3 protein-coding genes are annotated in these 16,203 nt (G+C 74.0%); all 3 read right to left on the reverse strand.

The features are described from left to right. Window positions 1-113: 113 nt before the first annotated feature. The gene (locus tag ACFVU9_RS25580; RefSeq protein ID WP_387597127.1) at window positions 114-3,236 is read right to left on the reverse strand and encodes a type I polyketide synthase; all 3,123 of its coding nucleotides are present in this window, start codon (window positions 3,234-3,236) and stop codon (window positions 114-116) included. 52 nt (window positions 3,237-3,288) lie between these two features. Further along, on the reverse strand, window positions 3,289-14,844 hold the full coding sequence (locus ACFVU9_RS25585; protein ID WP_387597121.1) for an SDR family NAD(P)-dependent oxidoreductase: 11,556 nt from the start codon (window positions 14,842-14,844) through the stop codon (window positions 3,289-3,291). 62 nt (window positions 14,845-14,906) lie between these two features. Then, a partial coding sequence (locus ACFVU9_RS25590; protein ID WP_387597124.1) for a beta-ketoacyl reductase occupies window positions 14,907-16,203 on the reverse strand: 1,297 nt, incomplete at its 5' end.

The raw sequence follows: 16,203 nt of genomic DNA on the forward strand, positions 1-16,203 counted from the left end.
GGGGGGGGGGGGTGGGGGGGTCTACGGGCCGGCCGGGGCCGTGCTCGCCGCCCCCGCGCGCGTCGGGGCGGGGGGGGGGGGGGGCGCGGCCCCCCCCCCCACCGCTCTTGGCGTCAGGCCGCCGCGAGCTGCTCCTCCAGGAAGGTGACCACGGCGGCGGGTGTCGGGTGGTCGTACAGCAGGACCGCCGGCAGCAGCAGTCCGGTGGCCTCGCAGAGGCGGTTGCGCACCTCCAGGGCGGAGAAGGACGAGAAGCCGATGTCGAGGAAGTTGTCGTCGGCCGCGATCTCGCCGGGGGCGGAGTGGCCGAGCACCTCGGCCGCGTGGACGCGGACGAGGTCCAGCAGCGACAGCTCGTCGACCAGGCCGCTCTGGTCGGCCTGGTCGGCCGGTGCCCCGGAGTCCTGCCGTGGTTGGGCCGGAGCTCCGGAGACAGCCGCCCCGGAGGCCGCGGTGGGGCCGGCCGGGACGGTGACGTCCGTCCACCAGTAGTTCCGGTGCTCGAACGGGTAGGTCGGCAACTCGGCGGGCACCGGGTGGTGGTCGCCGTACCAGGCGTCCCAGCGGACCGACCCGCCCGCGGCGTGCAGTCGCGACACCGCGGTGACCAGGGACTCCTCCTCCGGCCGGTCGGGCAGCAGGACCGGTGTGACCACCGGAGCCGCGTCCGGCAGGCAGGCCCCCACCATGGGGGTGAGCACGGCGTCCGGGCCGACCTCCACGAACGCCCTGGTCCCGGCCTCGTGCAGCGTGGCGACCACGGCGCCGAAACGCACCGGCGAGCGGAGCTGGCGGGCCCAGTACTCCGGCTGCCGCAGTTCGTCGACGGTGACCGGCCGCCCCGTCAGGTCGGAGACGACCGGGATCGCGGGCGGGCGGAAGTCGAGCCCCTCCACCACCGGGCGCAGCCGGTCGAGCGCCCCGTCCATGTGGTGCGAGTGGAAGGCGTGGCTGACGCGGAGCAGGCGGGTCCTGCGGCCCTGGGCCCCGAACCGGGCGACGATCTCGCGCACCGCGTCCGCGTCGCCGGATACCACGGCCGAGCCGGGCCCGTTGACGGCCGCGAGGTCGGCCCGGCCGTCGTACTCGGCGAGGACGGCGAGCACCTCCTCCTCGGACGCCTCGCAGGCGGCCATCAGCCCGCCGGCCGGGAGTTCCTGCATCAACCGGCCGCGCGCGGCGACCAGGGCGGCCGCGTCGGCCGTCGACAGCACCCCGGCCGCGTGGACCGCGGTGAGACCGCCGAGCGAGTGTCCGGCCACCCGGTCCGGCTCGGGCAGCAGGTCGCCGAGGAGACGGAAGAGCGCGGTCTCCAGGGCGAAGAGGGCGGGCTGGGCGTACTCGGTGCGGTCGAGCAATGCGGCCTCCGGACTGTCCGGTGCCGCGAACAGCAGCGACTTCAACGGACGGTCGAGCAGCGGTACGAAGGCCTCGCACACCTCGTCGAGCGCGACCCGGAAGGCCGGCCTGCTCTCGTACAACTCCCGTCCCATGCCGATCCGCTGGCTTCCCTGGCCGGTGAACAGGTAGGCGGTGGGCAGGCGCTCGGCCGCCGTTCCCCGCACCGCGTGGGGGGCCGGCCGGCCGGCCGCGAGAGCGGCCAGCGCGGCGAGCCGCTCCGCGGGGGAGCCGGGCAGGACGACCGCGCGGTGCTTGAACGCCGTCCGGCCGAGCGCGAGGGTGCGGCCCACCTCGGCGGGGGCGGTGTCCGGGGCCCCGGTCAGGTGGTCGTGCAGCCGGGCGGCCTGGGCGCGCAGCGCCGATTCGGTGCGCCCCGACAGCGGCCAGGGCGCGAGCGGGGCCGGACCGTCCAGGTGGGCGTCCTCGGCCGTCGGGTCCTGGTCCGGGTCCGGCGGAGCCTGTTCGAGGATCACGTGCGCGTTGGTCCCGCTGATGCCGAAGGAGGACACCCCGGCGCGGCGCGGTCGGCCCCGGTCGGGCCACGGCAGGGCCTCGGTGAGCAGTTCGACGGAGCCGGCCGACCAGTCGACGTGCGGGGTCGGCTCGTCGACGTGCAGGGTGCGCGGCAGCACGCCGTGCCGCATGGCCTCCACCATCTTGATGACGCCCGCGACGCCCGCGGCGGCCTGGGTGTGACCGATGTTCGACTTGAGCGAGCCCGTCAGCAGCGGCTCGCCCTCCGGCCTGCCCTGCCCGTACGCGGCGAGCAGGGCCTGTGCCTCGATCGGGTCCCCCAAGCGGGTGCCGGTGCCGTGCGCCTCCACCGCGTCCACCTGCTGGGGAGCCAGTCGGGCGTCGGCCAGGGCCTGGTGGATCACCCGCTCCTGGGTGGGGCCGTTGGGAGCGGTCAGGCCGTTGCTCGCGCCGTCCTGGTTGACCGCGGAACCGCGCAGCAGGGCCAGGATCCGGCGGCCGTTGCGGCGGGCGTCGGAGAGGCGCTCCAGCAGCACCAGGCCGGCGCCCTCGGCGAACCCGGTGCCGTCGGCCGCCGCGGCGAACGCCTTGCAGCGGGCGTCCGCGGAGAGACCGCGCTGCCGGCTGAACTCCACCAGCAGCATCGGGGTCGCCATCACCGTGACGCCGCCGGCCAGCGCCAGGTCGCTCTCGCCGCGCCGCAGCGACTGCGCCGCGAGGTGCATCGCGACGAGCGAGGACGAACAGGCCGTGTCGAGGGTGACGGCGGGTCCTTCGAGCCCCAGGTGGTAGGCGACCCGGCCGGAGGCGACGCTGGTCGCGTTCCCGGTCATCAGGTGGCCCTCGTACCCCGCGGGCACCCGGTCCGGCGGCGGGACGTACGCCTGGGAGACCAGACCCGCGAAGACGCCGGTCCGGCTGCCGCGCAGCGAGTCCGGTGCGATGCCGGCCCGCTCGAACGTCTCCCACGCCACCTCCAGCAGCAGCCGGTGCTGGGGGTCCGCGGCCACCGCCTCGCGCGGCCCCATGCCGAAGAACGCGGCGTCGAACCCGCTGGCCCGGTCGAGGAACCCGCCCTCGCGGGTGTACGTGGTGCCGGCCCGGTCGGGGTCCGGGTCGTAGAGCGACGCCAGGTCCCAGCCGCGGTCCTCGGGGAAGCCGGAGATGACGTCGCGCTCCTCGGCGACCAGCCGCCACAGGGCCTCCGGGGAGTCGGCACCGCCGGGGAGGCGGCAGGCCATGCCCACCACGGCGATCGGCTCGTGCTCCCGGTCCTCCAGTTCCCGGATCCGCTTGTTGGCCTGGCGCAGGTCGGCCGTGGCCCTCTTCAGGTAGTCGCGGAGCCGGTCTTCGTTGCTCACCACTGTCGCACTCTCTTCTGCTGGCGTCGGCTTGGTCGGGGCGCGCTCGGGGTCAGGACGCATCCAGTTCCTCGTCGAGCGCGCGGAACAGTTCCTCGTCGGTCGCCGTTTCGAGGTCGACCTCCGGCTCCTCGGAGGGGCCGGCGGCCAGTTCGTCCCACCGCCACAGGGCGGCGCGCAGCCGCTCCCGCAGCCTCGGGAACTCCCCGCTGTCGACACTCACCGAGGCGAGGAGCCGGTCCAGTTCGGCCGCGGCGTCGTCCGGTGCGAGCAGCGTGAGCAGGTGGCCGGCGAGCGCCGCCGGGGTCGGGTGGTCGAACACCAGAGTGGTCGGCAGCCGCAGCCCGGTGGCGGTGCCGATCCGGTTGCGCAGCTCGACCGCGGTCAGCGAGTCGAAGCCGGCCTCCTTGAAGGCCCGGTCGGCGTCGACGTCGTCCGGGTTCAGGTGGCCGAGCACGGCCGCGACCTGCTCGCGGACGAGGCGCAGGAGCACCTGAGCCCGTTCGGGACCGCGCAGCGCGGCCAGTCGGTCCGCGAGGGTGGCGGCGGACGCGGCGACGCCCTGGGCGGCCCGTCGCACGACCTGGCCGCGCACCATCGAGCGGAGCACCGCCGGGAGTTCGCCGCTGCCGGCCCGTGCGCGCAGTCCCGCGGTGTCCAGCGGTGCCGGGACCAGGAACGGCCGGCCGTCCGCGAGCGATGCGTCGAACAGTGCCAGGCCGACGGGCAGCGGCATCGGGACCAGGCCGCCGCGGGCGATGCGGGCCAGGTCCGCCGCGGCCAGGTGCCCGGTCATCCCGCTCGCGTCCTCCCACATGCCCCAGGCGAGGGACACCGCGGGCAGGCCCTCGGCGCGCCGCTCGCGGGCGAGGGCGTCCAGGAAGACGTTCGCGGCCGCGTAGTTGGCCTGTCCCGCGCCGCCGAGCAGGCCGGAGGCGGAGGAGAACAGTACGAACCAGGACAGGTCGAGACGGCGGGTCAGCTCGTGCAGGTTCCAGGCCGCGTCCACCTTGGGCCGCAGCACCGCCTCCACCTTCTCGTCGGTCAGGGACGCGAGGACGCCGTCGTCCAGGACGCCGGCGGCGTGGACGACACCGGTGAGCGGGTGTTCGGGAGCGATGCCGTCGAGCAGTCGGGCGAGCGCCTCCCGGTCGGCCGCGTCGCAGACGGCGATCCGCACGTGTGCGCCCAGCGCGGTGAGTTCGGCGACGAGTCGGTCGGCACCGGGGGCGTCGGGGCCGCGGCGGCCGGTCAGCAGGAGGTGCCGCACACCGTGCTCGGTCACCAGGTGGCGGGCCAGGGCCGCCCCCAGGGTGCCGGTGCCGCCGGTGACCAGGACGGTGCCCTCGCCGACGGGGGCCGCGGGGAGCGTGAGCACGACCTTCCCGACCTGCCGGGCCTGCCCGAAGTAGCGGAACGCGGCAGGTGCGTGGCGGACGTCCCACGTGGTGACGGGCAGCGGCGTCAGCGCCCCCTGCTCGAACAGGTCGAGCACGCGGGCCAGCACCTCGCCGACCCGGTCGGGGTCCATGCCGAGCAGTTCGAAGGGCTGGTACTCGACCCCCGGCCGGGCCGCCGTGACGGCCGCCTGGTCGCGCAGGTCGGCGATGCCCATTTCGACGAACCGGCCGCCGGGGCCGAGCAGTCGCAGCGAGGCGTCGATGAACTCCCCGGTCAGCGAGTTGAGGACGACGTCGACACCGTGGCCGCCGGTCGTCGTGAGCACCCGCTGCTCGAACGCGGTGCTCCGGGAGGACGCCAGGTGCTCGTCGTCCAGCCCGAGGGCGCGCAGCGCGCCCCACTTGCCCGGACTCGCCGTGGCGAACACCTCGGCGCCGAGGTGCCGGGCGACCTGGAGGGCGGCCAGACCGACGCCGCCCGCTCCGGAGTGGATCAGCACCCGCTCGCCGGGCCGCACCCGGGCCAGTTCCACGAGCCCGTAGTAGGCGGTGGTGAAGACGGCGGGCACACCCGCGGCGGCGGCGAAGGACCAGTCGGCCGGCATCCGGGCGACCAGCCGCCGGTCGGCGACGGCCACCGGTCCCACCGCGCCCGGCACCAGGCCGAACACCCGGTCCCCGACGGCCAGTCCGGTGACACCGGGGCCGAGCTCCAGCACGGTCCCGGCGGCCTCGGTGCCGAGCGGCGCGCCGACCGGGACCACACCGAGCGAGGTGAGCACATCCCGGAAGTTGAGCCCGGCCGCGCGGACCGCGATCCGGACCTCCCCGGCGCCGAGCGGGGCCCCGGCCGCCGGGTACGGGGCCGCGTGCAGGTCGTCGGGCGACCCGCCGGGGGTCTCCAGACGCCAGGCGGAGCCGTCCTCCGGGGTGGTGAGCGCCGGTTCCGGTGCCGTCCTGGCCAGCCTCGGCACGAGGATCCGGCCGTCCCGGAGGGCGAACTGGGGCTCGCCGGTGGCCAGCGCGGCGGCGAGGACCAGCTCGGAGGCGGGTTCGCCGTCGCTGTCGACCAGGACGATCCGCTCCGGGTGCTCGGTGGCCGCGGACCGCACCAGGCCCCACAGCGGTGCGGCGGTGAGGTCGACGGGGTCGCCGGGGGCGGCCGGCACCGCACGGCGGGTGAGGACCACCAGGCGGGTCTCCTCGTCCCGCTCCTGGTCGGCCAGCCACTGCCGGAGCCGTGCGAGCACCGCGAGCACGGCGCCGCGGGCGGCGTGCGGGACGGGCTCGCCCGCGGCGGACGCCGTCTCGGTCTCCAGGAGCTCGTACGGTGGGGGCACGGCCGGGCCGGGCTCCGGCAACTCGGTCCATTCGAGCACGTGGAGCCCGTCGGCCCCGGCCCGGGGCGAGGCGGACCGCAGCCCGCCGGGCGCGACCGGCCGCAGGGTGAGCCGTTCCGCCGTCGCCACCAGGGCACCGGTGGGGTCCGAGACGGAGACCGTGACGGTGTCCTCGCCGCCGGTCCCCGGTGCGACGGTCACGCGGAGGGCGGTGGCCCCGGCGGCGTGCAGGGCGACCCCGGACCAGCTGAACGGCAGCCGCACACCGGTGCCGAGGAAGTCGCCGAGCCCCATGGTGTGCAGGGCGGAGTCGAGCAGCGCGGGGTGCAGCGCGAAGCGGGCGGCCTCTGCGTGGTGTTCGGGGCTCAGCGACACCTCGCCGTGGACGCTGTCCCCGGCCTTCCAGGCCGCGGTGAGGTTGCGGAATGCAGGACCGTACTCGTAGCCCAGCGCGGCGAGTTCCTCGTAGAGCCCGTCGGCGTCCAGCGGGGTCGCGCCGGGCGGCGGCCACTCCGGCGCTCCCGCGGCCGACGCGGTCGCGGCCGGCGCCTCGGGGGCCAGGACGCCGGAGGCGTGCCGCAGCCACGGGGCGTCCGGCTCGGCAGCGTCGGGCCGGGAGTGGACGCTGACGCCGCGGCGGCCGTCTTCGTCGGGTGCCTCCACCGACACCTGCAGCCGCACACCACCGCGCTCGGGCAGCACCAGGGGCGCCTCCAGGGTGAGCTCCTCCACCCCGTTGCCGCCGACCTGCTGGGCGGCCTGAAGGGCGAGTTCGAGGAACGCGGTCGCGGGCAGCAACGGGGTGCCGCTCACGGCGTGGTCGGCGAGCCAGCCGTGGGACTGGTGGGAGACGCGACCGGTGAGCAGCAGTGCGCCGTCGGTGGCGAGTGTGGTGGCACCGGTCAGGAACGGGTGGTCGGCCGAGTCGAGGCCGAGGCTCCCCGCGTCGCTGTTGGCCGCAGGGCCTTCCAGCCAGTAGCGCTGGTGTTGGAAGGGGTAGGTGGGGAGGTTGGGGGGTGGGGTGTGGGTGGTGGGGGTGGTGGTGGGGTTCCAGGTGATGGTGTGGCCGTGGGTGTGGAGGTGGGCGAGGGATTGGTGGAAGCGGTGGAGGTTGCCTTCGTTGCGGCGGAGGGTGCCGGTGATGGTGGGGGTGGTGTGGGGGTTGGTGTGGGTGGTGGTGTCGTGGATGGCGGTGGTGAGGACGGGGTGGGGGCTGATTTCGATGTAGGTGGTGTGGCCGTCGTTGTGGAGGGTTTGGATGGCGGGTTGGAAGAGGACGGGGTTGGCGAGGTTTTGGTACCAGTAGTCGGGGGTGAGGTGGGTGGGGTCGAGGTAGGTGTTGGTGTGGGTGGAGTAGAAGTTGGGGGTGGTGGGTTGGGGGGTGATGTCGTGGAGGAGGGTGTTGAGGGTGTGTTGGAGGGGGTGGACGTGGGGTGTGTGTGAGGCGTAGTCGACGTTGATGGTGCGGGCTTGGATGTTGTGGTTGTTGAGGTGGGTGACGAGTTGGGTGAGGGTGTGGGGGTTGCCGGCGATGATGGTGGTGGTGGGGCCGTTGATGGCGGCGATGTGGAGGTCGGGGTGGTTGTCGAGGTGGGTTTGGGTTTGGTCGGGGGTGAGGGGGATGGAGGCCATGGCGCCGGTGCCGGCGAGGGTTCGGAGGGTTTGGGCGCGGAGGGTGACGATTTTTGTGGCGTCGTGGAGGGTGAGGGCGCCGGCGATGTAGGCGGCGGCTATTTCGCCTTGGGAGTGGCCGATGACGGTGTCGGGGTGGATGCCGTGGTGTTGCCAGAGTTTGGCGAGGCTGGTGTTGATGGCGAAGAGGGCGGGTTGGATGACGTCGACGCGGTCGGTGGGGGGTGCGTCGGGGTGGCCGTTGAGGACGTCGAGGAGGTTCCAGCCGGTGTGGGTTTGGATGGCGTTGGCGGTGGTGGTGAGGTGTTGGGTGAAGACGGGTGAGGTGGTGAGGAGTTCGCGGGCCATGCCGTCCCATTGGGGGCCTTGGCCGGGGAAGACGAAGACGGTGCGGCCGGGTGGGGTGGCGGTGGCGGTGGTGAGGTGGGGGTGGGGGGTGTTGGTGGCGAGGGCGTTGAGGGCGGTGAGGAGTTGTTCGCGGGTGTTGTGGGGGGTGGTGGTGATGGCGGCGCGGTGGGTGTGGGTGGCGCGGCCGGTGGTGAGGGTGTGGGCGATGGCGGCGGGGTCGGTGTCGGGGTGGGTGTGGGTGTAGGTGTGGAGTTGGCGGGCCTGTTCCTGGAGGGCTTGTTCGGTGTGGGCGGAGAGCAGGAACACGGTCGGGCCGGTGGCGGGCGTGACCGGCCCCACCGGCTCGGTGGTCGGGGCCTCCGCCAGCGCGGGCGCCTCCTCCACGATGACGTGGGCGTTGGTGCCGCTCATCCCGAAGCCCGACACACCTGCTCGCCGCGGACGGTCACCGGGGGCCCATTCCCTTGCCTCGGTGAGGAGTTCGACGGCGCCGGCGGTCCAGTCGACGTGCGGGGTGGGCTCGTCGACGTTGATGGTGCGGGGCAGGAGGCCGTGGCGCATGGCCTCGACCATCTTGATGATTCCGCCGACTCCTGCGGCGGCCTGGGTGTGGCCGATGTTGGACTTCAACGAGCCCAGCAGCAGCGGACGTCCGGCGGGCCGGTCCTGCCCGTAGGTGGCCAGGATGGCCTGGGCCTCGATCGGGTCGCCCAGCGTCGTGCCGGTGCCGTGTGCCTCCATGGCGTCGACGTCGGCGCTCGTGAGCCCGGCGTCGGCGAGCGCGGCGCGGATCACCCGCTGCTGCGAGGGCCCGTTCGGGGCGGTGATGCCGTTGGACGCGCCGTCCTGGTTGGTCGCGGTGCCGCGGATCACGGCGAGCACGTGGTGGCCGTTGCGGCGGGCGTCGGAGAGGCGCTCGACCAGCAGCAGGCCCACGCCCTCACCGAACGACGTGCCATCGGCCGCCGCGGCGAACGCCTTGACGCGTCCGTCCCTGGCGAGTCCGCGCTGGCGGCTGAAACCGATGAAGATGTCCGGGTTGGCGAGCACGGTCGCGCCGCCGGCGAGCGCCAGGTCGCACTCGCCGCGCCGCAGGGACTGCACCGCGAGGTGCAGCGCGACCAGCGAGGACGAGCACGCTGTGTCGACCGTGACCGCCGGCCCCTCCAGGCCGAGCGTGTAGGAGATCCGGCCCGAGGCGATGCTGCCGGCGCTGCCGAAGCCCAGGTAGCCCTCCATGTCGGCGGGCAGTTTCACGCGCGAGCCGTAGTCGGTGTAGACGACTCCCGCGAAGACGCCGGTCCGCGAGCCGTGCAGCGAGGTCGGGTCGATGCCGGCCCGCTCGAACGCCTCCCACGCGGTCTCCAGCAGCAGCCGGTGCTGCGGGTCCATGCTGGTCGCCTCGCGCGGGCTGATGCCGAAGAACGCGGGGTCGAACCGGTCGGCGTCGTGCAGGAACCCGCCCTCACGGGCGTACGAGGTGCCGGCGTGCTCCGGGTCCGGGTCGAACAGGCGGTCCAGGTCCCAGCCGCGGTTGGTCGGGAACGGTGAGATGACGTCGCTCTCGGACACCACCACCTGCCACAGGTCCTCCGGCGTGCGGACCCCGCCCGGGTAGCGGCAGGCCATCGCCACGATGGCGATCGGCTCCCCGTCGTGGGCGGTGGCGACGCGGACGGCCGCCGTGCCGGCGGTGCCCAGCAGCTCGGCGTGCAGGTGGGCGGCCAGTGCCTGCGGGGACGGGTGGTCGAAGATCAGGGTGCTCGGCAGCTTCAGGCCGGTCGCGGTGCTCAGCCGGTTGCGCAGTTCGACGGCGGTCAGCGAGTCGAAGCCGGCGTCCTTGAAGGCCCGCGCGGCGTCCACTGCCTCCGTCGTGGTGTGGCCGAGGACGGCGGCGACCTGGCGGCGGATCAGGTCGAGTAGCAGGCGGCGCTGTTCGGACTCGGGCCGCCCGGCCAGCGTGGAGGCGAGGGTGTCCGCCTGCGCGGTGGTGGTGGCCGCGGTCCGGACGGTCCGGACCAGCGAGCGCAGCACCGGGGGCAGCAGTCCCGCCTCGGCCTGCCGGGCCAGGGCGGTCCGGTCCAGCCGGACGGGGAGCAGCGCGGCGCGCGGCCGGGTGTGCCGGATGGCGGTCAGGGCGGTCGCGACCTGGTCGGCGGTGAACCGGGCGAGTCCCCGGACGGCCGAGGGGTCGTCCTCCTCGCGCGGGCCCCAGGCGAGGGAGAGTCCGGGCAGGCCCAGCGCGCGGCGGTGGTGTGCGAGGGCGTCGTGGTAGGCGCCGAGGGCCGCGCGGGAGGTCTGCCCGGTGCCGCCGAGGGTGGCGGAGGTGTCGGGCGCGAGCAGCACGAACGAGGTCAGGTCGAGTCCGAGCGTCAGCTCGTGGAGGTTCCAGGCGGGGGCGACGGCCGCGCGCAGGGCGTCCGAGAACGTCTCGGGGTCGGTGGAGAGCAGCACCGTCCGGGGTGCGGACGTGGCCGCGTGGATCACGCCGGTCGGCGGGTGGGCGGCGGGCAGGGCGGCGAGGGCGGCGGCGAGGCAGTCGCGGTCGCCCGCGCCGCCCTCGGCGACGAGCACCTCGGCGCCGAGCGCGGTCAGCCGCTCCGCGAGGCCCTCGTCGGCATCGAGCAGCAGCAGGTGCCGGGCGCCCTGCGCGGTGACAGCGTGCTCGGCGGCCGCGGCGGCGAGGTCCCCGCCGCCGGAGACGATCACCGTGCCGGCGCCGGCGGGCGCGGCGTCCTCGACCGGAGCGTCCGCGTGGTCCTCGGGGGTGTTCCTGACCAGTCGGGGGATCCTGATCCCGCCCTCGCGGAGGGCGAGCTGGGGTTCACCGGTGGCCAGGGCGGCGGGCAGGGAGCGCAGCGAGGACCGGGCGTCGTCGAGGTCGACGAGCGTGATCCGACCGGGGTGTTCGGCCTGGGCGGCCCTGACCACGCCCCAGACCGGCGCGGGCGCGAGGTCCTGGACGTCCTCCCGGTGGGTCGTGACGGCGTGCCGGGTGAGCACCACGAGGCCGGTCGACTCCGCCCGGTCGTCGGCGAGCAGTTCCTGGAGCCGCGGCAGCAGGTCGCTCGCGGAACGGGCCGTCAGGACCGTCACCTCGGGCACCGCCGTTTCGGGCGCCGGGGTCGTCGTGTCGTCCCCGGCGGTCCCGTAGGCCTCCGGGTAGGGGACGAAGCCGGCAGCGCCGAGGGCCTCCGCGAGGCCGGGCGGGGTCTCGCCGCTCACCGTCCAGGAGCCGATCGCCGGGGCGGCCGGGGAGTCGGTTTCGAGCTCGGGCCACTCCAGGCCGAGCAGCCAGTCGTGGCGGACGCGGTCGGCCTGCCGCACGGGGCGCAGTCCGACCGACTCGACGGTGGCGATGGGGGCACCGGTCGCGTCGGCGAGGTCGAGCGCGAAGGAGCCGGCCCGGGGCGAGATCCGGACCCTGAGCGTGCCGGAGCCGACGGCGTGCAGGGTCACGCCGCGCCAGTCGGCGGGTGCGGCGGACTCGTCGGCCTCGCCGAGCAGCGGCTGGAGCGCGGCGGTGAGCAGGGCGGGGTGCAGGCCGTAGCGGCCGGCCTCGGGGGCCGCCTCCTCGGGTGCGGAGAGCTCCGCGTAGATCAGTTCCCCGTGCTGCCAGAGCCGGGCGGGTCCGTCCGGTGCCGCATCGTCGAGCGCGGTGGCCCCGACGGGCGGCCAGGCGGTGAGGGGGTCCGGCGCGCGGTCGGCCGGTGCGGGCACGAGTGTGCCGGTGGCGTAGGTCGTCCAGGGGCGCAGCAGCGGATCGTCGTCCGCCGCGTCCTCGTACGGGCGGGCGTAGAGGGTGACGTCCCGGCGGCCGTCGTCGTCCGGGGCGCCGACGGTGAGTTGCAGGTCCACGCCGCCCGCGGGGGGCAGGACGAGTGGTGTGGTGAGCGTGAGCCGTTCGACGGCGAGTTCGTGCGGGCGGCCCGCCTGGAGGGCGAGTTCGAGCGGGACCGTCCCGTTGAGGTCGGTCTCGGTGAGCCAGCCGTGGGTCTGGTGGGAGACGCGGCCGGTGAGCAGGAGTGCGTCGCCGCCGCCGAGGGTGGTGGCGGTCGTGAGCAGCGGGTGGTGTGTGCTCTGCAGTCCCAGGTGCTCGGGGTCGGTGCCGGTGGCGGCGTCCTCCAGCCAGTAGCGCTGGTGTTGGAAGGGGTAGGTGGGGAGGTTGGGGGGTGGGGTGTGGGTGGTGGGGGTGGTGGTGGGGTTCCAGGTGATGGTGTGGCCGTGGGTGTGGAGGTGGGCGAGGGATTGGTGGAAGCGGTGGAGGTTGCCTTCGTTGCGGCGGAGGGTGCCGGTGATGGTGGGGGTGGTGTGGGGGTTGGTGTGGGTGGTGGTGTCGTGGATGGCGGTGGTGAGGACGGGGTGGGGGCTGATTTCGATGTAGGTGGTGTGGCCGTCGTTGTGGAGGGTTTGGATGGCGGGTTGGAAGAGGACGGGGTTGGCGAGGTTTTGGTACCAGTAGTCGGGGGTGAGGTGGGTGGGGTCGAGGTAGGTGTTGGTGAGGGTGGAGTAGAAGTTGGTGGTGGTGGGTTGGGGGGTGTTGTCGTGGTGGCGGGGGTGGAGGGTGTGTTGGTGGGGGTGGACGTGGGGTGTGTGTGAGGCGTAGTCGACGTTGATGGTGCGGGCTTGGATGTTGTGGTTGTTGAGGTGGGTGTCGTGTTGGGTGTGGGTGTGGGGGTTGCGGGCGTTGATGGTGGTGGTGGGGCCGTTGATGGCGGCGATGTGGAGGTCGGGGTGGTTGTCGAGGTGGGTTTGGGTTTGGTCGGGGGTGAGGGGGATGGAGGCCATGGCGCCGGTGCCGGCGAGGGTTCGGAGGGTTTGGGCGCGGAGGGTGACGATTTTTGTGGCGTCGTGGAGGGTGAGGGCGCCGGCGATGTAGGCGGCGGCTATTTCGCCTTGGGAGTGGCCGATGACGGTGTCGGGGTGGATGCCGTGGTGTTGCCAGAGTTTGGCGAGGCTGGTGTTGATGGCGAAGAGGGCGGGTTGGATGACGTCGACGCGGTCGGTGGGGGGTGCGTCGGGGTGGCCGTTGAGGACGTCGAGGAGGTTCCAGCCGGTGTGGGTTTGGATGGCGTTGGCGGTGGTGGTGAGGTGTTGGGTGAAGACGGGTGAGGTGGTGAGGAGTTCGCGGGCCATGCCGTCCCATTGGGGGCCTTGGCCGGGGAAGACGAAGACGGTGCGGCCGGGTGGGGTGGCGGTGGCGGTGGTGAGGTGGGGGTGGGGGGTGTTGGTGGCGAGGGCGTTGAGGGCGGTGAGGAGTTGTTCGCGGGTGTTGTGGGGGGTGGTGGTGATGGCGGCGCGGTGGGTGTGGGTGGCGCGGCCGGTGGTGAGGGTGTGGGCGATGGCGGCGGGGTCGGTGTCGGGGTGGGTGTGGGTGTAGGTGTGGAGTTGGCGGGCCTGTTCCTGGAGGGCTTGTTCGGTGTGGGCGGAGAGCAGGAACACGGTCGGGCCGGTGGCGGGCGTGACCGGCCCCACCGGCTCGGTGTCCTCGATGCGGTCCTGTTCGAGGATGACGTGGGCGTTGGTGCCGCTGATGCCGAAGGAGGAGACGGCGGCGCGGCGGGGGCGGTCGTGTGCGGGCCATGCGGTGTTGTCGGTGAGGAGTTCGACGGCGCCGGTGGTCCAGTCGACGTGCGGGGTGGGTTCGTCGACGTGCAGGGTGCGCGGCAGGACCCCGTGGCGCATGGCCTCGACCATCTTGATGATTCCGCCGACTCCTGCGGCGGCCTGGGTGTGGCCGATGTTGGACTTCAGGGAGCCGAGCAGGAGGGGGTGTTCGGCGGGCCGGTCCTGTCCGTAGGTGGCGAGGAGCGCCTGGGCTTCGATGGGGTCGCCGAGGCGGGTGCCGGTGCCGTGGGCCTCGACCGCGTCGACGTCGGCGCCCGTGAGCCCGGCGTCGGCGAGCGCGGCGCGGATCACCCGCTGCTGTGAGGGTCCGTTGGGCGCCGAGAGCTGACCGCTCGTGCCGTCCTGGTTGGCCGCCGTGCCGCGGATCACGGCGTGCACGTGGTGGCCGTTGCGGCGGGCGTCGGAGAGGCGCTCGACGAGCAGCAGGCCCGCGCCCTCGCCCCAGCCGGTGCCGTCGGCCGCCGCGGCGAAGGCCTTGCAGCGGCCGTCGGCTGACAGTCCGCGCTGCCGGCTGAACTCCACGAACAGCCCGGGTGTGGCGAGCACGGTCGCACCGCCGGCGAGCGCCAGGTCGCACTCGCCCCGCCGCAGGGACTGCACCGCGAGGTGCAGCGCGACCAGCGAGGACGAGCACGCGGTGTCGATCGTGACCGCCGGCCCCTCCAGCCCGAAGGTGTAGGAGATCCGGCCGGAGGCGACCGAGCCCGCGCTGCCGGTGCCGACGTAGCCCTCCAGGTCGTCCGGCGCCTTCCTGATCCGGCCGCCGTAGTCCGCGTACATCACGCCGGCGTAGACGCCGGTGCGCGAGCCGTGCAGTGAGGTCGGGTCGATGCCGGCCCGCTCGAACGCCTCCCACGCGGTCTCCAGCAGCAGCCGCTGCTGCGGGTCCATGCTGACGGCTTCACGCGGGCTGATGCCGAAGAACGCGGGGTCGAACCGGTCGGCGTCGTGCAGGAACCCGCCCTCGCGGGTGTAGGTCCGGCCGACCCGGTCCGGGTCCGGGTCGTACAACCCGGCGATGTCCCAGCCCCGGTTGTCGGGGAAGGCGGATATCGCGTCCGTGCCCGACTCGACGAGCCGCCACAGCTGTTCCGGGGTGCGCACCCCGCCCGGGTAGCGGCAGGCCATGCCGACGATCGCGATCGGCTCCTGCCGCTCGGCCTCCACCTCGGTCAGGCGCTGCTTGGTCTGCAGCAGGTCGTTCGTCACGCGCTTGAGATAGTCGCGGAGCCTGGCCTCGTTCGTCGCCTCGCTCGTCATGAGACGTCAACTCTCCTCGTCGTGCGTCGTACGGGATGTGGTACCGGAATGTGGGGTGCGGGTCAGTCGAGGCCGAGCTGTCCGTCGATGAGCTCGAACAGCTCGTCGTCGGAGGCGTGCTCGACCTGTGCGGTCGTGGTGGCGGGGCCGGTGCCGTGCGGGTCGGGCGAGAGCCGGGCCAGGACGGAGGACAGGCGGGCGGTGACGCGTTCGCGCGCCTCCTCGTCGAGCGGCGTGCCGGTGCCGTCGACGGCGGCCTCCAACTCGGCGATCCGGGTGAGTAGTTCCGCCGTGGCGCCCGGGAGCCGGTCGGCCAGTTCCCCGTGTACGTGGGCGGCGAGCGCGTCGACCGTCGGATGGTCGAAGAGCACGGTGGTGGGCAGCCGGAGGCCGGTGTCCGCGCCGATCCGGTTGCGCAGGTCGACGGCGGTGAGGGAGTCGAACCCGAGGTCCATCAGCCCGCGGTCGGTGGGCACCAGGCGGTTCGCCGGCCGGCCCAGGACCTCGGTGACCCTCGCCCGCACCAGCTCGCGGACGGTCCTCGGCCGGTCGGCCTCGGCGGCCCCGGAGAGCGTTCGCACCCAGGGCGGGGTGTTGTCCCCGCCGGCCGGGGCCGAGGCCGCGGGGCGGCCCGCCGGGGCCGGCGGCACCCGCGGCGGGACCAGACCGCGCAGGACCGGTGCCATCCTGCCCGGGTCGCCGAGTGCCCGCAGCGCGGCCGTGTCGAACCTCGCGGGTACGGCGAGTGCCGGGTTCGAGCCGAGGACCGTGTCGAAGTGGGTGAGGGCTTCGGTGGTGGTGAGGGGGGTGATGCCGGTGCGGGCGAGGCGGGCGAGGTCGGTGGTGGTGAGGGTGGCGGCCATGCCGTGGGGTTGTTCCCATAGGCCCCAGGCGATGGAGGTGGCGGGGAGTCCTTGGGCGTGGCGGTGTTGGGCGAGGGCGTCGAGGTAGGTGTTGGCGGCGGCGTAGTTGGCTTGGCCGGGGTTGCCGATGATGCCGGCGATGCTGGAGAAGAGGATGAAGGCGTCGAGGTTGTGGTGCTGGGTGAGTTCGTGGAGGTGGTGGGCGGCTTGGGTTTTGGGGTGGAGGACGTGGTTGAGGGTGTGGGGGGTGAGGGTTTCGAGGGTGGTGTCGTGGAGGATGCCGGCGGCGTGGATGACGGCGGTGAGGGGGTGTTGGTGGGGGATGGTGGTGAGGAGGTGGTGGAGGGCGTTGCGGTCGGTGGTGTCGCAGGCGGTGAGGGTGACGGTGGCGCCGAGGTTGGTGAGGTGGGTGAGGAGTTGGGGGGCGTCGGGGGCTTGGGGGCCGCGTCGGCTGGTGAGGTGGAGGTGGGTGATGTGGTGGTGGGTGATGAGGTGT

It is taken from the genome of Kitasatospora sp. NPDC057936, assembly GCF_042887525.1.
Taxonomy (GTDB): domain Bacteria; phylum Actinomycetota; class Actinomycetes; order Streptomycetales; family Streptomycetaceae; genus Kitasatospora.

Bases quoted from the DNA above. Each gene is read 5' to 3' on its own strand.
- ACFVU9_RS25585 (WP_387597121.1), bottom strand. From the start codon at position 14,844: ATGACGAGCGAGGCGACGAACGAGGCCAGGCTCCGCGACTATCTCAAG.